Source organism: Phenylobacterium soli (genome assembly GCF_003254475.1).
GTDB classification, from domain to species: domain Bacteria; phylum Pseudomonadota; class Alphaproteobacteria; order Caulobacterales; family Caulobacteraceae; genus Phenylobacterium; species Phenylobacterium soli.
Map to the genome: position 1 here is coordinate 2387653 of NZ_QFYQ01000001.1, position 23388 is coordinate 2411040.

A 23388-nucleotide genomic window follows, 5' to 3' on the forward strand; every position below is an offset into this window, starting at 1 on the left:
AGTCAATCCGATCAGCCGCATTTAGAGTATCCGCAGTCGCCGCAGGTGTCGCAGCCTTCCTTGCGCGCCAGGTTGAAGCCGCCGCAGCGGGGACAGCTCGCCGCCGCGAACGGGCGGACCGCCACGGCTGGCGCCGGGGGCGGGTCCGAGAGGGCGGCGTCGCGCTCCAGGTGTCGCTCGATCACCCCGCCGATGGCCGCCAGTAGGGAAGGGACGTAGCGGCCGCCGACCCAGGCGCCGCCGCGCGGATCGAACACCGCCTTCAGCTCGTCGGCGACGAACGCGACGTCGCCGCCGCGCCGGAAGACGGCCGAGATCATCCGCGTCAGGCCCAGGGTCCAGGCGTAATGCTCCATGTTCTTGGAGTTGACGAAGATCTCGAACGGTCGGCGCCCGGTGGGCTCTTCGAGGTCGTTGATGGTGACGTAGACGGCGTGGGCGCTCTCGGGCCAGGCGATCTTGTAGGTGGCCCCCGCGAGCGCTTCGGGGCGCGGCGAGAGCTGGGGGTCGGGGGCCGGCGCGGGCTCCTCCTCGGCGGGCGCGACGGAGAGCACCGAGCCGGTCACGCTGTTCGGGCGGTAGGTGGTCAGGCCCTTGCAGCCGGCGTGGTAGGCCTCGACGTAGACCGCGGCGAAGTCCTCGAATGCGATGTGCTCGGGGCAGTTGACGGTCTTGGAGATCGAGCTGTCGATCTCGGCCTGGGCGGCCGCCTGCATGCGCACATGGTCGGCGGGCGTCAGCGTCTGGGCGGTGACGAAGAGGTCGGCCGGCGGCGGCGTCTCGCCCCTCAGCCGCTTCCAGGCGGCCAGCGCATAGTCCTCGACCGGCTCCTCCCGCGTCGTGCCGTCGGCCTGGCGGACCTTGCGGCTATAGGCGAAGGCGAAGACCGGCTCGATCCCAGAGGAGACGTTGCCGGCCAGCAGCGAGGTGGTGCCGGTGGGCGCGATCGAGGTCAGGCAGCCGTTGCGAAGCCCGTGCGCACGGATCTGCTCGCGGGTCTCAGGATCGAGGGTCGCAAGGTTCGGCCGGTCGAGCATGACGGGGTCGTAGAGCGGGAAGGGGCCGCGCTCGCGGGCGAGGTCGGCCGAGGCGCGGTAGGCCTCGCGCTTGATCGCGCCGAGCCACTGGCGGGTCAGGGTCACCGCGGCGTCGGTTCCGTACGTCGCCCCGCAGAAGATCAGGGCGTCGGCGAGGCCGGTGACGCCGAGGCCGATGCGGCGCTTGGCGCGCGCTTCCGTCGCCTGGGCCTCCAGCGGGAAGCGCGAGATGTCGATGACGTTGTCGAGCATCCGCACTGCGGTGGCGGTGAGTTCGGCCAGGGACGCGTCAGGGATGTGCGCGCCCGGCTCGAACGGCGCCTCCACCAGCCGCGCCAGGTTGATCGACCCGAGCAGGCAGGCGCCGTAGGCCGGCAGCATCTGCTCGCCGCAGGGATTGCTCGCCAGGATGGTCTCGCAGTGGGCGAGGTTGTTCTGGGCGTTGACGCGGTCGATGAAGATGACGCCAGGCTCGGCCGCGTCGTAGGTCCCCTGCATCAGCCGCCGCCAGAGCTCGGTCGCGGGGACGGTGCGGACCACCTGGCCTTCGAACGTCAGGGGCCAGTCCTCTTCCCGCGCCAAGGCCGCCATGAAGGCGTCGCTGACCAGGACCGAGAGGTTGAAGTTCCGGAACCGCCCGGGCTCGCGCTTGGCGTCGATGAAGGCCTCGATATCGGGGTGCTCGACGCGCAGGCAGCCCATCATGGCGCCGCGTCGCTGGCCGGCCGACATGATGGTGCGGCACATGGAGTCCCAGACGTCCATGAAGCTCAGTGGACCGGAGGCGTCCGCCGCCACGCCGCGCACGGGCCAGCCCTTGGGCCGGATGGACGAGAAGTCCATCCCGACGCCGCCGCCCTGCTGCATGGTGACCGCCGCCTCCCGCACCTGGGCGAAGATGCCGGGGAGGTCATCGGGGATCTCGCCCATGACGAAGCAGTTGAAGAGCGTCACGTTGCGCCCCGCGCCGGCCCCCGCCAGCACCCGGCCGGCGGGAATGAAACGGAAGTCCTGCAGGGCGCTGAGGAAACGTTCGCGCATGGCGGCGCGGCGCGGCCTGGGCTCGGCCTCGGCCAGCGCGGTGGCCACGCGGGCCCAGGTTTCCTCGACGCTGGCGTCGCCGCCGCCGTCGGGGGACTGGAACCGGTACTTGGACGCCCAGATCTCTCCGGCCAGCGGATTGTCGAAAGCCATGCGGCGCCTCCTCGATGAGAGGCCCACACGCTCCTCGATTCCGGCCCGGCGCGCCGCGATGGGCGACAACCGGCCGCTTGTCGTTCGTCAAGCCCGCCGGACCCCGGCTTCAAGGCGCGCGCCGCCCGAGGGCGCTAGGTTGCCTCCTGCAATGTGAGGAGGCGTCCAATGCTCCAGTCCTGGGCCTTTCTGAGCGGCTTCACGCCGCCGCCGCGGAGCGGCGAGCCGGCCAGCGCCGAGGCCCTGATCGGCCACGTCCTTGAGCGCTACCACGACGTCCACCGCGCCGAGTTTCCCGAGGCGATCCGGCTGGCGCGCAAGGTGGAGGCGGTGCATGCCGGCGTCGCCGAGGCGCCCCGCGGCCTCGCCGACCACCTCGCGCTCATGTTCGACGACCTGGAGGCTCACCAGCAGCGGGAGGAGCGGGTGCTGTTCCCGGCCATGCTCAACGGCGGCTGCATGGTGGTGCGCCATCCGATCCAGCGGATGATGGCCGAGCACGAGGACGTGGAGGCGCAACTCGCCACCCTTCGCCAGCTCAGCAACGGCTACGTCGCGCCCGATGACGCCTGCCGGACCTGGCGGGCGCTCTACGCGGCCTGCCGCAAGCTGGACGAGGACCTCGTCGAGCATATGCGGATCGAGAACGAGGAGCTGTTCCCGCTCTTCCTCGGCTGAGAGGCGATCGGCGCCCACCCAGCGGAGCTCAGACGCGGGCGCCAGGCGGCGGCGGATCGGAGCGGTCCGCCGCCGCCGACTTATTGGGGCTCAGTTGCAGACGCCGCGGTAGCGCGGAATCTGGCCGACGAGCGAACAGGGCCGGAAGCGGCTGTCGAACTCCTGGGCCAGCACCAGGTCCCAGGCGTCGCGGCAGGCGCCGGTCGAGCCCGGCACACAGAAGACGAAGGTCTCCTCGATCTGGCCCGCCAGGGCGCGCGACTGCAGGGTGGAGACGCCGACGGTGGTCTGGCTGGCCTGGTGGAAGACCACGGCGAACCCGTCCATCTCGCGGCGCAGGAGCGGCCGAACCGCCTCGGGGGTCATGTCGCGCGGCGAGAAGCCGGTGCCGCCGGTGGTCAGGATCACATCCACGTCCGGGTCGGCGACCCAGGCGAGGATCTGCCGCTGGATGGCGTCCACGTCGTCGGTGACGATGGTGCGGCCGGCCAGATGGTGCCCCGCGCCCGTCAGGCGGTCGGCCAGGAGCGCGCCCGAGGTGTCCGTGACTTCCGTCCGAGTGTCAGAGACGGTGAGCACCGCCACCTTCAGCGGATAGAAGGGCAGGGACTCGTCGATGCCCGCCTTGCGTCCGCTCTTCGCCTTGACGACCTGATCCAATTCAACCCCCGGAAAACATTGAGAAGAAGGCGACCTCCTGGCCGGGCCGAATCCACGCCTCGTCGCCGACGATGTCGCGGTCCACAGCGCAGCGGACACCGCGTGCGCAGAGCGCCTCGATGCCGCCCTCGGTCAGCTCGCCGAGAAGCACCTTCAGCGCGGGAACGGAGCAGCCCGCGGCGGGGATCTCGACCTCGGCGGCGCGGCCGAACACGTCGGCGACTTTGCCGAAGAAGAGCACGCTGACGCGCGCGACCTGTTCGTCGATGAGGGGCGCGTCGGCGCTCGGCGCCTGGAGCAGAAGACCGGACATGGACGGCAGATAGCGCGCCCGCGCCGGTCCTCATTTGTCGGAGATCAACTGGACCGTACGAATTCGCGGACGGTCAGCGGCGGTCGGCGATCCACTGATTGACCCGCGTCTCGAGCACCGTCAGCGGCTGCGAGCCGGAGCCGACGACGAGGTCGTGGAAGGCCTTGATGTCGAACTTCGGCCCCAGCTCCCGCTCGGCCTTGTGGCGCAGATCGAGGATCTTGAGCATGCCGATCTTGTAGCCCGTGGCCTGGCCGGGGAGGGTGATGTACCGGCGCACCTCCGAGCGGGCCTGATTGGGCGGTCGGCGGCCGGTCTTGATCATGTAGTCGACGGCTTGGTCCTCGGTCCAACCCTTGGCGTGGATGCCGGTGTCGACCACCAGGCGCGCGGCGCGGAACAGCTCCGCGTCGAGGCGCATGAAGTCGGCCGCCACGTCCGGATAGACGCCCATCTCCTTGCACAGGGCCTCGGTGTAGAGGGCCCAGCCTTCCTGGTAGGCGACGTAGCCGTAGGCGCGGCGGAACTTGGGGGCGCCGGTCTGGCGCACGGCGATGTCGCCCTGCAGCACGTGGCCGGGAATGCCCTCGTGGCACATCAGGTTGTAGACGTCGGCCGGATCGTCCGTGACGCCGAGCAGGTGGACGTAGACGCGCCCAGGCCGGGCGCCGTCCGGGCTCGGGCCGGCGGCGTGGGCCGCGCCGCCCGCCACCTCGCTGAAGGAGGGCTCGCGCACGACCTCGACCCGATAGGCCGGCAGCAGGCCGAACCACTTGGGCAGCAGCTCGCGGGTGTGGGCGATGGTCGCGTTGGCGCGGGCCAGGTAGTCGGCGCGCAGGGCGTCGGTCCAGGGCTGCGGCGGATAGAGCTTCTCCCGGTCGGCGTAGTAGGCCTCGCGGTCGGCGAAGCCGGCCTGGCGGGCCAGGAGGTCCTGCTCGTGCTCGATCCGCGCCACCTCGGAGAGCCCGAGCTGGTGCACCTGCTCGGGCGTGAGGTCGGTGGTGGTGTTGAGCTTCAGGGCCGTGGCGTACCACTCGGCCCCGCCGGGCAGGGAGATCGCGCCCACCCGCCCCGAGGGGGCCTTGGGAAGCTCGCCCTCGGCCCAGGCGATCACGCGCTCATAGGCCGGACGCATGCCGAGCAGGGCGGTCCGGGTGTCGGCGAGCAGGGCGTCGGCCTCGCCGGGGGTGACCTTGCCCGCGGCCTGGAGCCGGCCGACCTTGGCCTTGGCGTCGGCCCACAGGGGCGAGTCCGGCCCCTCGGAGAACGGCGCGCCGGTGATCAGGGTGCGGCTGCCCGAGATCACCCGCTCCACCTCGAAGCGCGGCGCGCGGACGCCCATGGCCGTCGACTTGCGGCTCTCGCCGATGGCGGTGTCGAGCACGGCGGGCAGGGCGCGCAGGCGGGCCGCATAGGCGCGCATGTCGGCGGCGTCCTGCACCACGTGGGTGTTGATCAGGAAGTTCGGCAGTTCCGAATGCACCGAATAGAGGAAGGAATAGAACGGCGGCTGGTAGCGCCGGTACCGATAGGACGCCTCGGCGCGGGTCAGCTCGAAGGCCCAGATGTCGTAGCTGGCCTGGGCCTCGGGCGAGAGCTTGGCGCGGTCGAACTGCGCCTTCATGCGGGCCACGCTGGCGCGCCGCCATTCGAGGCGCTGCAGCTGGCCGGCCTCGCTGATGTCGTCGAGCCGGTCTTCGCCCTCCTTGGAGCCCAGCCGTGTGGCGAGCTGCGGCCGAAGCTTCAGTTCCTGGGCGAACTCGGCGTCGAGGAAGGCGGTGAGGCGGGCGTGCTCCGAGGCCGCGGGCGCGGCCCCCTGGAGCCTCGGCTGGGTTCCCTGCTGCGCCTGGGCGGGCAGGACGGCCGCGACGCCAAGGGCCAGCACGGCCGAGCCGGCCGCGAGAAGATACGATCTACGCATGAACAACACCCCGAACTCTATCGGAGCACGCTAGACCGGCGCTTCCGGGTTGCGAAGCGGGGATTGCAGATCAGGGTTGGCGCAACGTCGTCATGCTGGCGCGCAGCAGGTCCAGCGCCAGGCGGCGCGAGGTCTCGGGCGGGCGGCCCATCAGCTGGGCGAGCGACTGGCCGAAGAGGCCGACGCCCATGGCGAGCACCACGCTGACGAGGACGAGGTCCTCGGTCGCTTCCGCCGGCAGGCCGTTGTGGGCCATGCGGTTGGCGATCACCTCCTGCACTGCCTCGCGGACCATGGTCAGGCGGCGCGCTTCGCCGGTCAGTTCCAGCCAGGCGGCCAGGCGGGCGGCGCCGCGGCTCTCGAAGGCGTCGAACAGGGCCTGGGCGCTGGTTTCCGGGCCGCCGGGCTCGGCGGCCGGTTCGCCTTCGAGGATCTGGACGACGAGCTGGCGGATCATCCGCTCCATGAGGGCGGTCTGGACGTCGCCGATCGAGCCGAAGTGGTGCAGCACCGTGGCGTGGGCGATGCCCGCCCGGGCCGCCACGTCGGTCAGCTTCAGCGCCTGGGGGCCCTTTTCGAGCAGCAGGGATTCGGCCGCCGCGAGGATGTTCTCGCGGGCGGCTTCGGGCGAACGGCGGGCGCGGGGCCGCCTGTCGGGTGGCGCTATTGACATTTTTGTCGGTAGTGGCACTTTGCTGCCCATCGGGAACGGCCCTTCGTATCCCGCATCGCTCCATCCCGCATCTCCGGACCGCACCATGACCGCCAAGACCACGCCGGCTGACGTCGACGTCCTCCCGCGCGACATCCGCTTCGACCTCGAGAGCGCTCGCCAGGGTCACTGGCTGGGCGGTGACCCGGTCGGCACGGCGGTGTTCAACGCGCTGTCGCTGACCTTCCCGGACGGCGAGCGGCTGTTCATGGACGCGGTGCGCCACTACCGGCCGCAGCTGAACGGCAAGCTGCTGGACGACGTGAAGGGCTTCATCGCCCAGGAGGCGATCCACTCGCGCGAGCACCACGTGCTCAACCAGCTCATCGACCGCGACCGTTACCCGGTGGCGGAGATCGAGGCGCAGGTGCGCCAGCGGACCGCCGCGGCCCGTGAGCGCGGCCCGATGGCCATGCTCCTCTCCACCATCGCCCTCGAGCATTTCACGGCCATGATGGCCGAGATGCACATGGCCCATCCGGACCTCTACAAGGGCGCCGCGCCGGACATCGAGCGCCTGTGGCGCTGGCACGCCATGGAGGAGACCGAGCACAAGGCGGTCGCCTACGACGTGTTCATGGAGGTGACCAAGAGCTGGTCGCCGTTCTTCCGCTATCGCCGGCGCTGCATGACCATGGCCATCGTCACCCTGATGTTCACCCGCAACATCAGCCGCTACGCCGCGCGCCTGCTTGAGGCCGACGGCTATTCGCCCGAGGCGGCCCTGAAGGCGGTGAAGGCTTACGTGTGGGGCAAGCCGGGCCTCTTCCGCCGGGGCTGGCGCACCTACTTCGCCTGGTATCGTCCGGGCTTCCACCCGTGGGACCAGGACAATCGCGCCGAGCTCTCGGACTGGAAGGCGGAGTTCGACGCCGCGGCCCTGAAGGCGGCCTGAGGCCGCCGTCAGACGAGGGACGTGCTAGAGGGGGAGTCGCACCCCCTCAAAGGCGAAGGCGACGATGACGGCCACCCTCTACGGCATCCGCAACTGCGACACGATGAAGAAGGCCTGGACCTGGCTCGACCACCGCGGGGTGGCCTACGCCTTCCACGACTACAAGAAGCAAGGGATCGACCGCGCGACGCTGGAGGGCTGGGCCGGCCGGGTCGGCTGGGAAGTCCTGCTCAATCGCGCCGGGACGACCTTCAAGAAGCTGCCGGATGCGGACAAGCAGGGCATCGACGAGGCCAAGGCCGTGGCGCTGATGATGGCCCAGCCGTCGATGATCAAGCGGCCGGTGCTCGAGGCCGACGGCAAGCTCCTGGTGGGCTTCAAGCCCGAGCAATACGCGGCGGCCTTCGGTTGACCTGAGCGGTTTTCGATCCGGCACTTTGCCAACTGGCTAAGTCCTCGTTAAAGCTGCGCCGTTCCAAGCGCGGCGAGGCGGGCGATGGCGACCTATCGGTTCGAGACCCTGGACGTGTTCACCGACGTCCGGTTCGGCGGCAATCCGCTGGCGGTGTTCACCGACGCCCGCGGCCTCGACACGGCCCAGATGCAGGCGCTGGCCGCCGAGATGAACCTCAGTGAGACGACCTTCATCCTGCCGCCGGAGGAGCCGGGGCATACCGCGCGGGTGCGCATCTTCAACCGCACCGCCGAGATGCCCTTCGCCGGCCATCCCTCGCTGGGCACGGCCGTCGTGCTGGCCCGGACGCGGGGCGGGGCCGAGCCGGTGGTGCTGGGCCTCAACGCCGGCGAGACGCGCGTGGAGATGGCGGTCGACGCCAATGGGCAGGTGGTGGGCGGCGACGTCGCCGCGCCGCAACCGCTGTCGCTCGGGCCGGAGCTCGATCCGGCGGCGATCGCCGCCTGCGCCGGCCTTGCGCCCAACGAGGTGCCGACCGCCGCCCACGCGCCGGTGGCGGCCTCGATGGGCAATCCCTTCGTCATCGCCGAAGTGGCGGCCGAGGCGATCTCGCGCGCCGCTCCGGATCTTCCGGCCTTCCGCCGGGCGATCGCGCCGCATCCGGCGTTCAACGGCCGCCTCAGCCTGCTGATTTACAGCCGCGCCGGCGATCAGGTCCGCGCGCGGATGTTCGCGCCCTTGGCCGGCACCTGGGAGGATCCGGCCACGGGCAGCGCCAATGCGCCCCTGGCCGGCCTGCTGCTCAGCCTCTCCGGCGAGGAGAGCGCCCGCTTCGAGGTGACCCAGGGGGTGGAGATGGGCCGGCCGAGCCGGCTTAGGCTCAGCGCCCGCCGCGCGCCGGACGGCATCCGCGCCACCGTCGGTGGCGCCTGCGTGCCCATGTTCCGCGGCGAGGTCAGCCTCTAGACGGCGTTCGGGCGCCGGGCCTAGCCTGCGCCCATCCGGAGGCGCGACCCTTGATCGCTTTCAATCGCCTGAAGTGACCGCTCGCCGGGCCCCGCGCCCGCGACGCTGACCCAGCCCGACCCGCCTGGCGGGGCGAGGGCCCATGCTTCGACGATTGGATCTCAACATGACCCAACGCACCCGCGCCCTACGGCGCACGCTATTCGCCGACCTCAACGCCGTGCTCGAACACCTGGTGGAGGGCGCGCGTGCCCTGCTCGGCGACAACTTCCTGGGCGTCTACCTGCAGGGCTCCTTCGGCGTTGGCGGGGCCGACCGCTACAGCGACTGCGATTTCGTGATCGTGACGCACAGGGACATCACGCCTTCCGAACTGCCGGCTTTCCAGGCGTTCCACGCCGGCATCCACCGGCTGCCGCAGGTCGCCTGGCGCAACCAACTCGAGGGCTCCTACGCCCCGGCGGCGATCCTGCGCCGCTGGTCTCCCGAGCCGCGCGATCCACCGGGCGAGCCGCGCGCCGCCGACTGGGCCGACCCGGGCACGTCGGGGACTCCGCCCCGGGCCTATCCCTTCTGGTACCTCGATCACGGTTCGGATCGCCTGGTCCGCTCCGAACACGACAACACCCAGGTCGTGCGCTGGTGCCTGAGGGAACGGGGCGTGACCCTCGCCGGTCCCGAGCCGCGCGAGATCATCGACCCGGTCACGCCGGCGATGCTGCGGGCGGAGGTGCGCCAGACCATGGACCTGTGCCTTTCGGTCGGCCTTGAGCCCATGCACATGGCCGCCTGGCAGGTGTTCTGGGTCGGCCTCTTCTGCCGCATCCTGCACACGCTGGAGACCGGCCGCGTGACCTCCAAGCACGAGGCGACGGACTGGGCGATGGCGCACCTGGACGGGCGGTGGCGCGAGCTGATCGGCCGGGCCCAGGCGCTGCGCAAGGGCATGGCCGAGGCCTGGGCGCCCACCGATCCGGCCGAAGCGGCGACGACGCGGGCCTTCGCCCGCTATGCGGTGGAATGGGCCGATGCGCGCCTGCGTGGCGAAGGCGCGGATTTCGACACATAGTGGCGTTCGCCGCATCCGGTCGGGGTCCGGGCGGCGACTAAGGGTGACGACGGGCGGGGAGGGGCTCCGCGCCGTCACCCTGCGGAGCTTGAAAGCTCATGTATTTCGACGACTTCTTCCACGACTACTGGTGGCTGCTGTTCCCGATCGGCTTCTTCGTCTTCGGCGCCTGGGACCGCTGGCTGGCCTACAAGCGCAGCCGCGACCACCTGGACCTGATCAAGCAGTACGCCGCCCAGGGCAAGGAGCCGCCGCCAGAGCTGATGCGCGGCGCCCAGCCGGGGCCGAACGGCGATCCGGGCTGGGGCGCGCCGCCCTATCCGCCGCCGCCCTACTGGTACGGCCGGCGCGCCTGGCGGCGCTACTACCGCTGGGGACCCTACTGGCAGTGGCGGTCGGCCTTCGTGACGGGCGCGGTGGCGGTGGGCTTCTGGGTCGCCTCTGACTGGGCCGACATCCCCGGCACCGAGCACGCCTTCCGGCTGGTGGCGATCATCCTGACCTTCGTCGCCATCGGTAACCTGCTCGGGGCGATCTTCTCGAGCACCTTCCGCGATCGATGAAGTTGGAGGGGCTCGACGAGGCCCTGGTGGCGGCCGCCCAGGCCGGCTCGAGCGAGGCCTTCTCGCGCCTCGTCGACCGACACCAGCAGGCGGTGCGCGCCTTCCTCCGCCGCGCCTGCGGCGACTGGGCGCTGGCGGACGACCTGGCGCAGGAGACCTTCCTCGCCGCCTGGCCGCGCATCGACCGCCTCAAGGCCGGCGCGAGCGTCCGCGCCTGGTTCTGCGGCATCGCCTATCGCAAGCATCTGACGGTCCGCCGCTCGGCGGCGCGCGATCGCCTGCGGGACACCGCCTGGGAAGAGGGCCGGGAATCCGCGCAGGACGCGGCGCCCGCCGACAAGATCGCGCTTGAGCGGGCCATGGCCGACCTGCCGGCCGACCAGCGCGCCTGCGTCGCCCTGTGCCTGGCCGCCGATTTCAGCCATGCGGAGGCGGCCGATGCCCTGGGCCTGCCGTTAGGCACGGTGAAGAGCCACGTCGCGCGCGGCCGGGCGCGCCTGTTGCAAGCGTTGGGAGTACAAGATGAACCCTGCTGACGAGCGCCTGAAGGCGCTGTTCGCCACCGACGAGCCGCCGGCCCGCGACCCGGCCTTCTCGGCCGAGGTGATGGCCCAGCTCGCCCGTCGCCGCTGCCTGCAGGACCTCGCCTTCCTGGGAAGCATGAGCCTTGTCGGCGCGATTTCCCTCTGGGCCGCCTGGCCGGTGCTGCAGCCGGCCCTGACGGCGCTTTCGGGGCAGCTCGCGCCCGCGGCGGTGGCCGCCGCCCTGGCGCTCTCCGCCCTGGCCATTCTCGGCGGCCGGAATCATGAGCAAGATTTCATGGAAGAATTTGCATCCGTCGAACGGAGCTGACGCCTCTTTCTTCACAGGAACGGGCGGATAGCGCCCGCCATCATCGAGAAGGAGCCTGCAAGTGGAAGGCGTCATCGGGACCATGGTCCCCATCTTTTTCTTCGCCATGATCGCCGCGATCGTGATCGTGCCGCGGTACTTCAAGAGCCTCGAGCGCCAGAAGATGGCCGATACCCTCAAGGCCGCCATCGAGAAGGGCCAGCCGCTGCCGACCGAGGTGATGGACGCCATCTCCTCGGGCGTGAAGGCGCCGCCGTCGCCCCAGCGCGACCTGCGCACCGGCATCGTCTGGCTGGGCGTCGGCATCGGCCTGGCGGGCATGGGCCTGGCGCTCGGCTTCGAGGAGCCGGACGCGACCTTCCCGCTGATCGGGATCGCCTGCTTCCCCGCCTTCATCGGCCTGGCGTTCATCGCCATGTTCTTCCTCAACCGCGGGCGCCGCTAGGGGCCGTCGGCCGGGGGAGCAGCCCATGTCGGGCGCAACAAACCTAAGGTTCGCCAGCCTGCACGACGTGGAGCTTTCCGCGCTCGCAGCCACCGGCGAACGGAAAGCCTTCGGCGAGCTGGTGCGACGGCACGGCTCGGCGGTGCGAGGCCTGCTGCGCCGGATGGGCGCCCAGGCCAGCGAGGCGGACGACACGGCGCAGGACGCGTTCCTGACGGCGTTCGAGCGGATCTCTGAGTTCCGGGGCGAGGGGACCTTCGTCGCGTGGGTGAAGCGGATCGCCGCGCGCGCCTACCTGCGCCGGCTGCAGAAGGAGCGCCGGCTGGGCGCCTTTTCCGCCGAAGTCCTCGACGACGATCCGCCGCCGCGGGGCGACGCCGACGCGGCCATCGACCTCGACGAGGCCCTCAAGACCCTCGGGGCGGCGGAACGGATCTGTGTCTCCTTGTGCTTCGGGGCGGGGCTTTCCCACGCGGAGGCGGCAGAGGCCTTGAACCTGCCGCTCGGAACGGTCAAATCCCATGTCAAACGTGGTCTGGATAAGCTCAGAGCGCGACTGGCGCCGGGCGATGGCGTCGCTTCGGAAGGGAGGCGCGGCAATGGCTGAGCTCGATTTCGAACGCCGTCTCGAGCGCCTTTTCGCCGACGCCCCGGAGCTGCCCGACGCGGGCGTCTTCGCGCATGCGGTCGAGCGGCGGCTCAATACCGGCTGGACCGCCCGCCGCTGGCTGATCGGCGCCGCCGGGGTGGCCGGCGGGATCATCGGCGCCAGCCAGCTCATCATGTCGAACCTGTTCCAGCGGGTGGAGAGCGCCGGTGAATCCGCGCGCGTGCTGCAGGCGGGCGTCGCCCAGCTCGCGCCGCGCGCCGAGCTCGTCTCGGGGTTCGCCGGCGGCGGCATGGTGGTATGGATCGCCTCGGGCCTGGCGATCGTCGCCATGGGCTTCGCCCTGACCCGGGTGATCGAGGAGCTCTAACCGTGTCGTCGCATCGTCAGGAAGCCGTCAAGCGCCTCGCCGCGCCGGACATCGCCGCGCGCAAGGGCAAGACGCCGATCGTCTGCCTGACCGCCTACACCGCGCCCACCGCGGACATCCTCGACGACCACTGTGACCTTCTGCTGGTTGGCGACAGCGTCGGCATGGTGGTCCACGGCCTGCCGAACACGGTCGGCGTCACCCTCGAGATGATGATCCTGCACGGCCAGGCGGTGATGCGCGGCTCCCGGCGGGCGATGGTGGTGGTCGACATGCCGTTCGGCTCCTACGAGGGCTCGCCCGAGACCGCCTACGACAACGCCGCGCGGATCATGAAGGAGACCGGCGCCCAGGCCGTGAAGGTCGAGGCCGGTCCCGCGGTGGTCGAGAACATCGACTATCTAGTCAAGCGCGGCATTCCGGTGATGGGTCATGTGGGTCTTCGGCCCCAGTCCGTGCTGGTCGACGGCGGCTTCAAGGCCAAGGGCCGGCACAACGAGGAGCGCCAGCGCATCCTTGACGAGGCCCACGCCACCGCCGAGGCCGGCGCCTTCGCCATCGTGGTGGAGGGCGTCGCCGAAGGGCTGGCGCGCGACATCACGGCGGCGGTTCCCGTCCCGACCATCGGCATCGGCGCCTCGGCCGGCTGCGACGGCCAGATCCTGGTCACTGACGACATGCTGGGGCTCTTCGACTGGACCCCGAAGTTCGTCCGCCGCTACGCCGATCTCAGGAACGAGATCTCCCAGGCGGTGGCGCGCTATGCCGAGGATGTACGCGAGCGCCGTTTCCCCGGTCCGGCCGAGATCTATTTCGCCAAGGCGGGCTGAGCTTCGCGGGCGTTGCGACGGTTCGCGGCGCGCTATAGGTTCCCGGCCTCTGCGGCCCGCGCGCCCCTTTGAGACCATCCGGAGTCCCGATTGACCGATCTGTTCGAAGAGGTCGAGGAGCAGCTTCGCTCCGACCGCTACCGGGCGCTTGTGATCAAGGCGCTGCCGTGGGTGCTGGGCCTCGCCGCCGTGCTGCTCATCGCCTACTTCGGCTACTGGGGCTGGGACCGCTACACGACCCAGCAGGACGCCAAGGCGTCCGAGCAGTACGCCCAGGCCTTCGAAGCCCTGCAGCAGGGCCAGAAGGACAAGGCCGTGCAGCTGTGGACCGAGGTCTCCAAGTCGCCGTCCAAGGCCTATAAGTCGCTGGCCTTGATGCAGATCGGCGGCGTGCGCCTGGCTGACAAGAACACCCCCGAGGCGGTCAAGTACTTCGACCAGGCCGCGGCCGCCGCGCCGGACGACATCATCGGCGACGTGGCGCGCCTCAAATCCGCCTTCGCCTTGCTGGACACCGCTCCGGAGAAGGATCTGGAGGGGCGCTTGACGCCGCTGACCAAGGACGGCCGCCCCTACCGCGTCCAGGCGCGCGAGGCGCTCGGCTTCGCCAAGCTGATGGCCGGGGACACCGCCGGCGCCCGCGGCGAGTTCGTGGTGATCAGCCAGTCGCTGGAGGCCTCCGACGCCTCGCGCGAGCGCGCCAAGGCCGCCATGGACCTGATCGATTCCGGCTCCGCCAAGGCCATTCCGCAGGTGGCCAAGGCCGCCGCCGCCCTTCCACCCCCGGTGATGCTGGCTCCTGGCCAGACCATGCCGGGCCCGGTCGGCCCGGGCCAAGCCGCCGTTCCGACGCAACCGCAAGCCACGGGCCCGCAATGACGCCGCGCCGCAAGACGCTCTTCCTCGCTCTCCTGATGTCCGCCGCCGTCGGGGCGACGGGCTGCTCCACCGTGAGCCGCCTGAACCCGTTCCACGGCAAGGAAGGCCCCAAGGAGACCGCCTCCGAGGGCCAGCGGATCTCGATCGTCCCGCAGGACGAGGTCCTGGCGCCTGCCGATTCCCTGAAGGGCGTCGATTTCGCCCTGCCGCCCGTCGCCACCCAGGCCGAGTGGCCGCTGCCGGGCGGCACGCCGGAGCAGTCGGTCGAGAACGTCGACGCCGGCGCCAACCTGTCGATCGCCTGGCGCCGCGGCGTCGGCATCGGCTCCTCGCGCGCCGTCCATGTGACCGCCACGCCGGTGGTCGCCCAGGGCCGCGTCTACACCATGGACGGCGAGGCGGGCGTCTCGGCGCATGACGCCAGGACGGGCGCGGAGATCTGGCGGGCCAACCTGCGCCCGAGCGACAACCGCCGCGACCGCGAGGCCTTCGGCGGCGGTGTGGCCTTCGCCGACGGCAAGCTCTACGTGACCTCAGGCTACCGCTTCGTGGCGGCGGTCGACGCGGCCACGGGCAAGCTCCTGTGGCGGACCAAGACCGACGAGCCGATCCACGCCGCCCCCACCGTGGCCGAGGGCCGGGTGATGGCGGTGGCGCTCGACAACTCGCTGCTGACCTTCGATGCGGCCACCGGCGCGTCCGGCTGGACCTATCAGGCCCTCTCCGAGCCGGCGCGGATCCTCGCCGCCTCGAGCCCGGCGGTGTCCGGCGACACCGTGGTCGCCTCCTTCGGCTCGGGCGAGCTCGTGGCCCTGCGCATCGCCAACGGCAACGACCTGTGGGACGAGGCCCTGTCGCGCGCCAGCCGCACCAGCTCCCTGTCCGAGATCCGCGACATCCCCGGCCGGCCGGTGATCTACCGGGGCGACGTCTATGCCGTCAGCCACTCGGGCGTGTTCTCGGCCACCGACCTGCGCACCGGCCAGGCGCGCTGGAGCCTGCCGGTGGTCGGCGTCACCACGCCGCTGCCCGTGGGCGACGTGGTCTATGTGGTCTCCAAGGCGGGCCAGGTGATCTGCGCCTCGCGCGAAACCGGCCAGATCTTCTGGATCCGCGACCTGAACGAGGGCTTCGTGGCCAAGCGCCGCGGCGGCTTCTTCGGCATCGGCGGCACGAAGATCACGCGGCCCGTCTGGTCGAGCCCGCTGATGTCCAACAACCGGATCCTGGTGGCCGGCACGACGGGCGAGCTGGTGGCCCTGAACGCCAAGACGGGCGCGGTGGAAAAGCGCCTCGACATCGGCGCGCCGACCCTGATCGGTCCGGTCGCGGCCGGCGACACCGTCTACGTGATCACGGACACCGCCCAGCTGATCGCGATCCGCTAGGACGCGCATCGGGGACGCCATGGCGCTGAAACTCGCGATCGTCGGGCGTCCGAACGTCGGCAAGTCCACGCTGTTCAACCGGCTGGCGGGCAAGAAGCTCGCCATCGTGGACGACCGGCCGGGCGTGACCCGCGACCGGCGCTTCGCCACGGGTCGGCTGGGCGACCTGGACCTGGAGCTCATCGACACCGCCGGCTTCGAGGACGTCTCGGACGAGAGTCTCGAGGCCCGGATGCGCACCCAGACCGAGCGGGCCATCGACGAGTGCGACGTCGCCCTGTTCGTCATCGACGCCCGCGAGGGCGTGACGCCGCTGGACGAGGTGTTCGCCGAGATCCTCAGGAAGCGCGACAAGCCGGTGGTGCTGGCGGCCAACAAGGCCGAGGGCAAACAGGGCGACGCCGGGACCATGGAGGCCTTCAGCCTCGGCCTCGGCGAGCCGGTGCCGATCTCCGCCGAGCACGGGGAGGGCATGGCCGACCTCTATGCGGCCATCGCTGCGGTTTCGTCGGAGGCCGACGAGGCGGAAGAAGAGGACGAGGCAGACAAGCCGGTGCGCATCGCCATCGTCGGGCGTCCGAACGCGGGCAAGTCCACCCTCGTCAACCGCCTGATCGGCGAGGATCGGCTGCTCACCGGCCCCGAGGCCGGCATCACCCGCGACGCCATTCCGGTGGATTGGGAGTGGGGGGAGCGCAAGGTCCGCCTGGTGGACACCGCCGGCCTGCGCCGCAAGGCCAAGGTGCAGGAGAAGCTGGAGAAGCTCTCCACCCAGGACACCATCCGCGCCATCACCTTCGCCGAGGTGGTGATCCTCGTCATGGACGCCACCCATCCCTTCGAGATCCAGGATCTGCAGATCGGCGATCTCGTGGAGCGGGAAGGGCGGGCGCTGGTCTTCGTGCTCGCCAAATGGGACCTCGTGCCCGACCCGCAGGCGCGCCTCGCCGAGATCATCGACGAGGCCCAGCGCCAGCTGCCGCAGGTCAAGGGCGCGCCGATCATTCCGTTGTCGGCCGAGACCGGCCGCGGCCTCGACCGGCTGATGCCCGCCGTCTTCAAGACCTATTCGGACTGGTCGACGAAGGTGAAGACGCGCGACCTGAACGACTGGCTGCAGATGGCCATCCAGCGCCACCCGCCGCCCGCTGTGAACGGCCGACGGATCAAGCCGAAGTACATGGCCCAGACCAAGGCGCGGCCGCCGACCTTCGTGCTGTTCGCCAGCCGCGCCGACCAGCTGCCGGAGAGCTATCGGCGCTATCTGATCAACTCGCTGCGCGAGAGTTTCGATCTGCCGGGCGTGCCGCTGCGGGTGACGATCAAGTCGAACCGCAACCCCTACGCCGAGGGCGAGGACGGGGCGCCTGCCGAGCGTCCGTCGCGGGCCAAGCCGGCCGAGGGGCGCGCCGCCTCCGCTAAGCCGAGGGCGTCGGGCAAACCGAAGCCGAAGCCCAAGGCTGGCGCGCCGCGCGGCCGATCGGCCAAGCTGGCGCGGCCGGGGGTCAAGCCGAAACGAGCGTCCCGGACTTCCACTCCGAAAAGAGGACGTTGACGTTCGGCAGGCCGAGGTCGGCCTGGGCGAGTTCCACCACCATCGGACCGATCTCGGCCGGGTCGGGCAGGGTCTCAGGGTCCTCGCCGGGCATCGCCTCGGCGCGCATCTTGGTGCGCATGGCGCCCGGGTCGACCAGGGCGATGCGGACGTTCGTCTGTTCGAGTTCGTCGGCCCAGGTGCGGACCAGGTTCTCGAGCCCCGCCTTGGTGGCCCCGTATGGCCCCCAGAACGCCTTCGGCCTGGCGACCCGGCCGGTCGAAAAGACGATCGCCCGGCCCTTAGGCGCGGCGCGCAGCAGCGGCTCGGTCGAACGGATCAGCCGGTAGGTGGCGGTGAGGTTCACGGCCACCACGCGATCCCAGTGCTTGGGCTCGATGTGGGCCACGGGGGTCATGGGCCCGAGGATGGCGGCGGCGTGGACCAGGATGTCCAGGTGTCCGAAGCGCTGGTGGATGGCCAGGCCCAGCTGGTCGAGGCCGTCGCCCTCGGCGATGTCCATGGGAACCAGGGTGGCCGACTGGCCGCTGGCCTGCCGGATCTCGTCGTCGAGCTCCTCGAGCGCGCCCTGGGTGCGGGCGACGGCGACCACGTGGGCGCCGGCCTTGGCGAGGGCGAGGGCGCACTCGCGGCCGATGCCGCGGCTGGCGCCGGTGACGAGGGCGAACTTGCCGGCGAGCGGCGCGTCGGAGAGCGGGGCGGACATGGCGCGCTTCCTAGCGGGCTTTGTCGCGACTGTCCCGCCCCTTAGGCGTCGACCAGGAAGGAGAGCTGGCGCTCCACCGCCTCGTTCCGGCCCTCGGCGATCTCGCGATCGAGCAGGCGGGTGGGATAGTCGCCGGTGAAGTAGTGGTCGGTGAACTGCGGGTCCTCGGCGTTCCGCGGACCGGCTTCCATGGCCCAGTAGAGTCCCTCGACCGACAGGTAGCCCATGGAATCGACGTTGAGGATCTTGGCGATCTCCTCGACCGAATGGTTGGCGGCGAGCAGCTTCTCGCGATCGGGCATGTCGATGCCGTAGTAGTCCGGCCACTGGATTGGCGGCGAAGCCGAGCGCAGGTGCACTTCCTTGGCGCCCGCCTCGCGCACCATGCGCACGACGCGGATCGAGTTGGTGCCGCGGACGATGGAGTCGTCGACGAGCAGCACGCGCTTGCCGGCCAGAACCGAGCGGTTGGGCGACAGCTTCATGCGCACGCCCATCTCGCGCTGGCCCTGGGTGGGCTGGATGAAGGTGCGGCCGACGTAGTGGTTGCGGATGATGCCGAGTTCGTAGGGCAGGCCCGCTTCCTGGGCGAAGCCGAGGGCGGCGGGAACGCCGCTGTCGGGCACCGGCACGACGACGTCGACCTCGGCGGGCGTTTCCTGGGCCAGGCGCCGGCCCATGCGTTTGCGCACCTCGTAGACCGACTTGCCGTTCACCACCGAGTCCGGGCGGGCGAAGTAGACGTATTCGAAGATGCAGGGCCGGGCGCGCTTGGCCGGGAACGGCTTCAGCGACTGCACGCCGTCCTGATCGATGACGATCATCTCGCCGTTCTCGACGTCGCGCACGAAGCTCGCGCCGATCATGTCGAGGGCGCAGGTCTCCGACGCCAGGACCGCCTTGCCGTCGAGGTCGCCGAGGACGAGCGGGCGGATGCCCAGCGGATCGCGGATGCCGATCAGCTTCTTGTTGGAGATCGCGACCAGGGCGTAGCCGCCCTCGATCTTCGACAGGGCGTCGATGAAGCGGTCGACGATCTTCTCCCGCCGCGAGCGCGCGATCAGGTGCAGGATCACCTCGGAGTCCGAGGTCGACTGAAAGATGGCGCCGTCGGCGACCAGCTGTTCGCGCAGCGTCAGGAAATTGGTCAGGTTGCCGTTGTGGGCGAGGGCGATGCCGCCGGAGTCGAGATCGGCGAACATCGGCTGGACGTTGCGGATGAAGGAGCCGCCGGCGGTGGAGTAGCGGGTGTGGCCGATGGCGGCGCGGCCGGGCAGGCGTTCCACGAGATCCGCGCCGGCGAAGGCGTCGCCCACGTGGCCCATGTGCCGCTCGGTGTGGAAGCGCTGGCCGTCGAAGGAGGCGATGCCGCAGGCTTCCTGGCCACGGTGCTGCAGGGAGTGGAGGCCGAGGGCGGTAAGCGCCGCCGCCTCGTCCACGTCGAACACGCCGAAGACCCCGCACTCCAGGCGCGGGGTGTCGTCCCAGGCGTCCCTGTCGGAGGGATCACGAACGGGGTTGGACCATCGTTCGTGCATCACGTTCATCGGGACTTCTCCACAAGATCGTCGATCTCGCCGCGTTGGCGGGCGTCGTAACCGGTCGAAGCATTTCTGTCACGCGAGCCGTCCTTCACCGCCCGCTCGAAAGCCGGCTTCAGGCGTCCCGCCAGGTCCAGACCCCTGGGGGCCAGCTCGGTCATCAGCCCACCCATGTGCTCGGCCACCGGCCAGGTCGCCGAACCGGTGATCCAATGCGGACGCAGGTCCTTCGGCGTGGCGGCGTTGAACATCAGGTAGAGGCCGCCCAGGACCACCAGGCCGCGAACGAGCCCGATGCCCAGGCCGAGCGTCCGGTCCAGGAGGCCCAGCACGTGGGTCTTCTGGACGCGCTGCGCAATCCCTGCGCCGATCAGACGCAGGAGGCCGTAGGTGACCAGGAAGACGCCGATCAGGGCCGCGGTGGCCGCCAGCCACTGGGTGTGGATCAGGTGACGGGCGAGGGGGGCGGTGCTCGGCAGGCCGAAGATCGCCAGGAAGGCCGCCGCCACCAGGGCGATCATGGCGGCCACTTCCCGCACGGCCCCGCGCAGCCAGCCGACGCCGGCCGAGATCAGCAGCAGGACCGCGACGATCAGGTCGAACTGGGTCACGGCGTCAGCCCCATTCGCCGTCTCCGATGCGCCTGACGGCGTCGGCCAGCCGACTGGCGCCGGAGACGCTCATGCCCGCCACGCCCTCGAGATCGGCGGGCGCCAGGGCGCGGCGGAAGCCGAGTTTGGCGGCCTCCTTCAGGCGCGCGTCCATGCGGCTCACCGGGCGCACCTCGCCCGACAGGCTGATCTCGCCGAACACCACGCAGTCCTGCGGCAGGGCCTGGTCGAGGGCCGACGAAACGAGCGCCGCCGCCGCCGCGAGGTCCGCCGCCGGCTCGGAGATGCGCAGCCCGCCCGCCACATTGAGGTAGACGTCGCGGTCGCCGAACCCGATGCCGCAGCGCGTCTCGAGCACCGCCAGGATCATGGCGAGCCGTCCGGAATCCCAGCCGACCACCGCGCGCCGGGGGGTGCCGTACGCCGAGGGGGCGACCAGCGCCTGGAACTCGACCAGCACCGGCCGCGAGCCTTCCACCCCGGCAAACACCGCCGCGCCCGCCGCGCGCTCGCCGGCGGTGTTGAGGAACAGGGCCGAGGGGTTCTTCACCTCCGCCAGGCCCGCGTCGCCCATCTCGAAGACGCCGATCTCGTCGGTCGCGCCGAAGCGGTTCTTGGCGCCGCGCAGGATGCGGAACGGGTAGCCGCGCTCCCCCTCGAAGGCGAGGACGGCGTCGACCATGTGCTCGATGACGCGGGGACCGGCGATCGTGCCTTCCTTGGTCACGTGGCCGACGAGGATGATGGCGACGCCCTTCTTCTTGGCGAGGCGCACGAGCTCCCCGGCCGCGGCGCGGACCTGGGTGACCGAACCGGGCGCCGCCTCGTGGGCGTCGCTCCACATGGTCTGAATGGAATCGACGATGACGAGCTCGAAGGCGTCCTTCTTCAGGCCCTCGAGGATCTCGCGCAGCGAGGTCTCGGCGGCGAGCTTCACCGGGGCCGCTGCGAGGCCCATCCGCTGCGCGCGCGAGCGGACCTGCTCCACCGCTTCCTCGCCGGAGATGTAGGCGCAGGCCGCTCCGCGCAGGGCGGCCGAGCCGGCGACCTGCATCAGCAGGGTGGACTTGCCGACCCCAGGATCGCCGCCAAGGAGGATCGCCGAGCCCGGCACCACGCCGCCGCCGCAGACGCGGTCGAACTCGTCGACGCCGGTGATGATCCGGGGCGGAGCCGGGGTGGCGTCCTGCAGGCCCTCGAAGTTGAGGCCGCGGCCGCGGCCGGTGCGCGCCGGCGCCAGCGCGCCCGGCGGGCGGGCGGTGATCTCCTCGACCAGGGTGTTCCAGGCGCCGCAGGCCGGGCACTGGCCCGCCCACTTGGTCTGGACGGAGCCGCAGGACTGGCAGACGTAGGCGGCGCCGTCGCGGGCCAAGGGACGCTCCTGATTCGTGACGTGGGGAAGTCTAACCGACGGAAGCGGCCGCGGCTTGTCGGGCGCGCGGCGTCGTCTAGGCTTCGTGTGGGCTGTTTGGGAGTTCAGATGAGCGCGGCGGAGCCATTCTCCAAGCGCGGCGGCGTCGTGACGCGCGTCCGCGGCATGCTGCTGCGTCCGGCTCTGACGTGGCCGGAGGTGGAAGGCGAGCCGGCCACCGCGCGCGGCCTCATGTTGGGCTATGTGGCGCCGCTGGCCGCCATCGGGCCGGTCTGCAGCGCCCTTGGCCTCATCCTCTTCGGCCCGAGCATCGCCGGCATTCACCTGAAGGCCCAGCCACTGGAGACGATCGGCGGCGCGCTCATCGATTATCTGCTGAGCCTGGCCACCGCCTATCTGCTGGCGTTGGTGATCAGCGCGCTCGGTCCCCTGTTCGGCGGGCGAACCGATCGCATCCAGGCGCTGAAGCTGGTTGCCTATTCCGGCACGGCGGTGTGGCTGGCGGGCGTTTTCGCCCTCTATCCGACGCTCGGGTTTCCGATGGCGATCCTGGGCGCGCTCTACAGCCTCTACGCCCTCTTTCTCGGCCTGCCGCGGCTGATGCGGGCGCCGGGCGACCGGGCCCTGACCTACTTCGCCGTGGTGATCCTCTGCACCGGGGCCCTGGCCCTCTTCCTGCGGCTGGTGACCGGCTTCATGCCCTAGGCCTCGCCGAGATAGATGCGCTCGGCCCGGCGGCCGAGCCGCACCAGGATTTCGTGGGCGACGGTGCCGCCGGCGGTGGCGAGATCGTCCAGCAGGGCGTTGGGCCCGAGTAGCTCCACCGCATCACCGACCCGGGCTTCGGCGTCGCCGAGGTCGATGACCAGGATGTCCATGTTGACCACCAGCAGCGGCCGTCTGGCGCGCCCGAACCAGGCGTAGCCGCCGGCCTTGGCCGCGCGGATGACGCCGTCCGAATAGCCCGCCGCGACGACGGCGACGCGGGTGGTGCGGGTCAGGCGGACGCTGCCGCCGTAGCCGACGGTCTCGCCCGCCGGAATGGTGCGGATGTCGAGAACCGGGGCGGAGAGGGTGGCGACGGCCTTCAGCCGTGCGTCCGGCGTCTCCAGCGGACCGCCGCCATAGAGGCTGACGCCCGGGCGGACGAGATCGAAGCGATAGGCCGGATCGAGGAACATGCCGGCCGAGGCGGAGAGGCTGGCGCTGGCTTCCGCAAACGCCGAACGAACCTCAAGGAAGCGCTGCAACTGCTCGGAATTCCTCGGATCCTGCGGCGCGCTCGCGGAGCCGAGGTGGCTCATCACCAGGCTCACGTCGAGGCCGCGGAGCGCCTGGCCGGCGAGCAGGGCGCGGGCCTCATCCGGCGTCACGCCCTGGCGATTCATCCCGGTGTCCACGTGCAGCGCGACGGAGAGGGGCTGGCCCGAGCGTGCGGCCCAGGCGGCGGCCGCGCTGACCTGCGGCAGGCTGCAGAGCGCGGGCGTCAGGCGCGCGGCGTCCAGCCGCGGGCCGGCGTTGGCCGTGAAGCCGTCCAGGACGAAGATCGCAGCCGCCCGCTCGGGCCCGAGCGCGGCCCGCAAGCTCTCGCCCTCGCCCAGCCGGGCCACGAAGAAGCTGCGTGCGCCCTCCGCCCAGAGCCGGCGCGCCACCTGGGCCGCGCCCAGCCCATAGGCGTCGGACTTCACCACCGGCGCCACCTCCGCGCCTTGCGCCTGGGCGGCGAGGGCGTGGAAGTTGTGGGCCAGGGCGTCGAGGTCGATCGTCAGGCGCGCGGCGGCGGGCTCAGCCATGCGGGATCAGCCGGGC

25 protein-coding genes and 1 pseudogene are annotated in these 23388 nt (G+C 71.0%); 16 read left to right on the forward strand and 10 right to left on the reverse strand.

Annotation, left to right across the window (positions count from 1 at the left end):
- Window positions 1-11 precede the first annotated feature (11 nt).
- Window positions 12-2231 carry an adenosylcobalamin-dependent ribonucleoside-diphosphate reductase gene (locus DJ017_RS11820; protein ID WP_111528906.1) on the reverse strand — a complete coding sequence of 740 codons (2220 nt, stop codon included), beginning with the start codon at window positions 2229-2231 and terminating at the stop codon, window positions 12-14.
- A 168-nt stretch (window positions 2232-2399) separates the two neighbouring features.
- On the opposite strand from DJ017_RS11820, the gene DJ017_RS11825 reads away from it, so the two are divergent.
- Window positions 2400-2909 (forward strand): hemerythrin domain-containing protein, encoded by a 510-nt coding sequence (locus DJ017_RS11825; protein WP_111528907.1) that lies wholly within the window; start codon window positions 2400-2402, stop codon window positions 2907-2909.
- A 90-nt stretch (window positions 2910-2999) separates the two neighbouring features.
- Here the strand turns inward: DJ017_RS11825 and moaB are convergent, their stop codons facing one another.
- The 4 genes from moaB to DJ017_RS11845 form a co-directional block, all read right to left on the reverse strand.
- A complete protein-coding gene (gene moaB / locus DJ017_RS11830) occupies window positions 3000-3569 on the reverse strand; it encodes a molybdenum cofactor biosynthesis protein B (protein WP_111528908.1) in 570 nt (189 codons plus the stop codon).
- 1 nt (window position 3570) lies between these two features.
- A complete protein-coding gene (locus DJ017_RS11835; RefSeq protein WP_111528909.1) occupies window positions 3571-3882 on the reverse strand; it encodes a MoaD/ThiS family protein in 312 nt (103 codons plus the stop codon).
- Window positions 3883-3955: 73 nt separating this feature from the next.
- Entirely contained in the window at window positions 3956-5803 is a 1848-nt protein-coding gene (locus DJ017_RS11840; RefSeq protein WP_111530072.1) for a DUF885 domain-containing protein, read from the reverse strand.
- A gap of 70 nt (window positions 5804-5873) precedes the next feature.
- The gene (locus DJ017_RS11845) at window positions 5874-6476 is read right to left on the reverse strand and encodes a TetR/AcrR family transcriptional regulator (RefSeq protein ID WP_111528910.1); all 603 of its coding nucleotides are present in this window, start codon (window positions 6474-6476) and stop codon (window positions 5874-5876) included.
- 85 nt (window positions 6477-6561) lie between these two features.
- Here DJ017_RS11845 and DJ017_RS11850 point away from each other — a divergent pair, with 85 nt between their 5' ends.
- From DJ017_RS11850 to der, 14 genes and pseudogenes are all read left to right on the forward strand, one after another.
- Entirely contained in the window at window positions 6562-7410 is an 849-nt protein-coding gene (locus DJ017_RS11850) for a metal-dependent hydrolase (protein WP_111528911.1), read from the forward strand.
- 64 nt (window positions 7411-7474) lie between these two features.
- Window positions 7475-7822 carry an ArsC family reductase gene (locus tag DJ017_RS11855; RefSeq protein WP_111528912.1) on the forward strand — a complete coding sequence of 116 codons (348 nt, stop codon included), beginning with the start codon at window positions 7475-7477 and terminating at the stop codon, window positions 7820-7822.
- Window positions 7823-7906: 84 nt separating this feature from the next.
- Entirely contained in the window at window positions 7907-8791 is an 885-nt protein-coding gene (locus tag DJ017_RS11860) for a PhzF family phenazine biosynthesis protein (RefSeq protein WP_111528913.1), read from the forward strand.
- A 166-nt stretch (window positions 8792-8957) separates the two neighbouring features.
- Complete coding sequence (locus tag DJ017_RS11865) at window positions 8958-9860, forward strand: aminoglycoside adenylyltransferase domain-containing protein (protein WP_165830604.1); 903 nt, start codon at window positions 8958-8960, stop codon at window positions 9858-9860.
- A 98-nt stretch (window positions 9861-9958) separates the two neighbouring features.
- Window positions 9959-10423 (forward strand): hypothetical protein, encoded by a 465-nt coding sequence (locus tag DJ017_RS11870; RefSeq protein WP_111528915.1) that lies wholly within the window; start codon window positions 9959-9961, stop codon window positions 10421-10423.
- On the forward strand, window positions 10420-10959 hold the full coding sequence (locus DJ017_RS11875) for an RNA polymerase sigma factor (RefSeq protein WP_111528916.1): 540 nt from the start codon (window positions 10420-10422) through the stop codon (window positions 10957-10959). Before DJ017_RS11870 ends, DJ017_RS11875 begins: the two co-directional genes overlap by 4 nt.
- Window positions 10946-11275 (forward strand): hypothetical protein, encoded by a 330-nt coding sequence (locus DJ017_RS11880; protein ID WP_111528917.1) that lies wholly within the window; start codon window positions 10946-10948, stop codon window positions 11273-11275. The genes DJ017_RS11875 and DJ017_RS11880 overlap by 14 nt, the downstream gene beginning before the upstream one ends.
- 82 nt (window positions 11276-11357) lie before the next feature.
- A complete protein-coding gene (locus tag DJ017_RS11885; RefSeq protein ID WP_111530073.1) occupies window positions 11358-11720 on the forward strand; it encodes a DUF6249 domain-containing protein in 363 nt (120 codons plus the stop codon).
- A gap of 25 nt (window positions 11721-11745) precedes the next feature.
- Window positions 11746-12327 carry an RNA polymerase sigma factor gene (locus tag DJ017_RS11890; protein ID WP_111528918.1) on the forward strand — a complete coding sequence of 194 codons (582 nt, stop codon included), beginning with the start codon at window positions 11746-11748 and terminating at the stop codon, window positions 12325-12327.
- Complete coding sequence (locus tag DJ017_RS11895) at window positions 12320-12697, forward strand: hypothetical protein (RefSeq protein WP_111528919.1); 378 nt, start codon at window positions 12320-12322, stop codon at window positions 12695-12697. The genes DJ017_RS11890 and DJ017_RS11895 overlap by 8 nt, the downstream gene beginning before the upstream one ends.
- A 2-nt stretch (window positions 12698-12699) precedes the next feature.
- Window positions 12700-13527 carry a 3-methyl-2-oxobutanoate hydroxymethyltransferase gene (gene panB / locus DJ017_RS11900; RefSeq protein WP_111528920.1) on the forward strand — a complete coding sequence of 276 codons (828 nt, stop codon included), beginning with the start codon at window positions 12700-12702 and terminating at the stop codon, window positions 13525-13527.
- A gap of 90 nt (window positions 13528-13617) precedes the next feature.
- Window positions 13618-14406 carry a tetratricopeptide repeat protein gene (locus tag DJ017_RS11905; protein WP_111528921.1) on the forward strand — a complete coding sequence of 263 codons (789 nt, stop codon included), beginning with the start codon at window positions 13618-13620 and terminating at the stop codon, window positions 14404-14406.
- A gap of 35 nt (window positions 14407-14441) precedes the next feature.
- Window positions 14442-15794, forward strand: a complete 1353-nt coding sequence (locus tag DJ017_RS11910; RefSeq protein WP_377284580.1) for a PQQ-like beta-propeller repeat protein — start codon at window positions 14442-14444, stop codon at window positions 15792-15794.
- A 19-nt stretch (window positions 15795-15813) separates the two neighbouring features.
- Window positions 15814-17181 (forward strand): annotated as a pseudogene (der, locus tag DJ017_RS11915) (ribosome biogenesis GTPase Der); the annotation flags it as partial.
- A gap of 118 nt (window positions 17182-17299) precedes the next feature.
- Here the strand turns inward: der and DJ017_RS11920 are convergent.
- The 4 genes from DJ017_RS11920 to radA are packed head-to-tail and all read right to left on the reverse strand — an operon-like array spanning window position 17300 to window position 21579.
- Window positions 17300-18055 carry an SDR family NAD(P)-dependent oxidoreductase gene (locus tag DJ017_RS11920; RefSeq protein ID WP_111528924.1) on the reverse strand — a complete coding sequence of 252 codons (756 nt, stop codon included), beginning with the start codon at window positions 18053-18055 and terminating at the stop codon, window positions 17300-17302.
- Between the two features lie 41 nt (window positions 18056-18096).
- On the reverse strand, window positions 18097-19602 hold the full coding sequence (gene purF, locus DJ017_RS11925) for an amidophosphoribosyltransferase (RefSeq protein ID WP_111528925.1): 1506 nt from the start codon (window positions 19600-19602) through the stop codon (window positions 18097-18099).
- On the reverse strand, window positions 19599-20207 hold the full coding sequence (locus DJ017_RS11930) for a CvpA family protein (RefSeq protein WP_111528926.1): 609 nt from the start codon (window positions 20205-20207) through the stop codon (window positions 19599-19601). Before DJ017_RS11930 ends, purF begins: the two co-directional genes overlap by 4 nt.
- 4 nt (window positions 20208-20211) lie before the next feature.
- The gene (gene radA, locus DJ017_RS11935; RefSeq protein WP_111528927.1) at window positions 20212-21579 is read right to left on the reverse strand and encodes a DNA repair protein RadA; all 1368 of its coding nucleotides are present in this window, start codon (window positions 21577-21579) and stop codon (window positions 20212-20214) included.
- 108 nt (window positions 21580-21687) lie between these two features.
- On the opposite strand from radA, the gene DJ017_RS11940 reads away from it, so the two are divergent.
- Window positions 21688-22284, forward strand: a complete 597-nt coding sequence (locus DJ017_RS11940) for a Yip1 family protein (RefSeq protein ID WP_111528928.1) — start codon at window positions 21688-21690, stop codon at window positions 22282-22284.
- On the opposite strand, the gene alr is transcribed toward DJ017_RS11940, so the two are convergent.
- Window positions 22281-23372, reverse strand: coding sequence for an alanine racemase (gene alr, locus DJ017_RS11945; protein ID WP_111528929.1), 1092 nt, complete (start codon window positions 23370-23372; stop codon window positions 22281-22283). The genes DJ017_RS11940 and alr overlap by 4 nt on opposite strands.
- Between the last annotated feature and the right edge of the window lie 16 nt (window positions 23373-23388).

What these genes read in the sequence shown, in the direction of transcription:
- DJ017_RS11895 (WP_111528919.1), top strand. Translation starts at nt 12,320, where the DNA reads ATGGCTGAGCTCGATTTCGAACGCCGTCTCGAGCGCCTTTTCGCCGAC.
- DJ017_RS11910 (WP_377284580.1), top strand. Translation starts at nt 14,442, where the DNA reads ATGTCCGCCGCCGTCGGGGCGACGGGCTGCTCCACCGTGAGCCGCCTG.
- DJ017_RS11890 (WP_111528918.1), top strand. Translation starts at nt 11,746, where the DNA reads ATGTCGGGCGCAACAAACCTAAGGTTCGCCAGCCTGCACGACGTGGAG.
- DJ017_RS11845 (WP_111528910.1), bottom strand. Translation starts at nt 6,476, where the DNA reads ATGTCAATAGCGCCACCCGACAGGCGGCCCCGCGCCCGCCGTTCGCCC.
- DJ017_RS11870 (WP_111528915.1), top strand. Translation starts at nt 9,959, where the DNA reads ATGTATTTCGACGACTTCTTCCACGACTACTGGTGGCTGCTGTTCCCG.
- DJ017_RS11940 (WP_111528928.1), top strand. Translation starts at nt 21,688, where the DNA reads ATGAGCGCGGCGGAGCCATTCTCCAAGCGCGGCGGCGTCGTGACGCGC.
- DJ017_RS11920 (WP_111528924.1), bottom strand. Translation starts at nt 18,055, where the DNA reads ATGTCCGCCCCGCTCTCCGACGCGCCGCTCGCCGGCAAGTTCGCCCTC.
- DJ017_RS11855 (WP_111528912.1), top strand. Translation starts at nt 7,475, where the DNA reads ATGACGGCCACCCTCTACGGCATCCGCAACTGCGACACGATGAAGAAG.
- DJ017_RS11850 (WP_111528911.1), top strand. Translation starts at nt 6,562, where the DNA reads ATGACCGCCAAGACCACGCCGGCTGACGTCGACGTCCTCCCGCGCGAC.
- DJ017_RS11880 (WP_111528917.1), top strand. Translation starts at nt 10,946, where the DNA reads ATGAACCCTGCTGACGAGCGCCTGAAGGCGCTGTTCGCCACCGACGAG.
- DJ017_RS11820 (WP_111528906.1), bottom strand. Translation starts at nt 2,231, where the DNA reads ATGGCTTTCGACAATCCGCTGGCCGGAGAGATCTGGGCGTCCAAGTAC.
- DJ017_RS11885 (WP_111530073.1), top strand. Translation starts at nt 11,358, where the DNA reads ATGGTCCCCATCTTTTTCTTCGCCATGATCGCCGCGATCGTGATCGTG.
- DJ017_RS11825 (WP_111528907.1), top strand. Translation starts at nt 2,400, where the DNA reads ATGCTCCAGTCCTGGGCCTTTCTGAGCGGCTTCACGCCGCCGCCGCGG.
- DJ017_RS11835 (WP_111528909.1), bottom strand. Translation starts at nt 3,882, where the DNA reads ATGTCCGGTCTTCTGCTCCAGGCGCCGAGCGCCGACGCGCCCCTCATC.
- DJ017_RS11875 (WP_111528916.1), top strand. Translation starts at nt 10,420, where the DNA reads ATGAAGTTGGAGGGGCTCGACGAGGCCCTGGTGGCGGCCGCCCAGGCC.
- purF (WP_111528925.1), bottom strand. Translation starts at nt 19,602, where the DNA reads ATGAACGTGATGCACGAACGATGGTCCAACCCCGTTCGTGATCCCTCC.
- DJ017_RS11865 (WP_165830604.1), top strand. Translation starts at nt 8,958, where the DNA reads ATGACCCAACGCACCCGCGCCCTACGGCGCACGCTATTCGCCGACCTC.
- DJ017_RS11860 (WP_111528913.1), top strand. Translation starts at nt 7,907, where the DNA reads ATGGCGACCTATCGGTTCGAGACCCTGGACGTGTTCACCGACGTCCGG.
- alr (WP_111528929.1), bottom strand. Translation starts at nt 23,372, where the DNA reads ATGGCTGAGCCCGCCGCCGCGCGCCTGACGATCGACCTCGACGCCCTG.
- DJ017_RS11840 (WP_111530072.1), bottom strand. Translation starts at nt 5,803, where the DNA reads ATGCGTAGATCGTATCTTCTCGCGGCCGGCTCGGCCGTGCTGGCCCTT.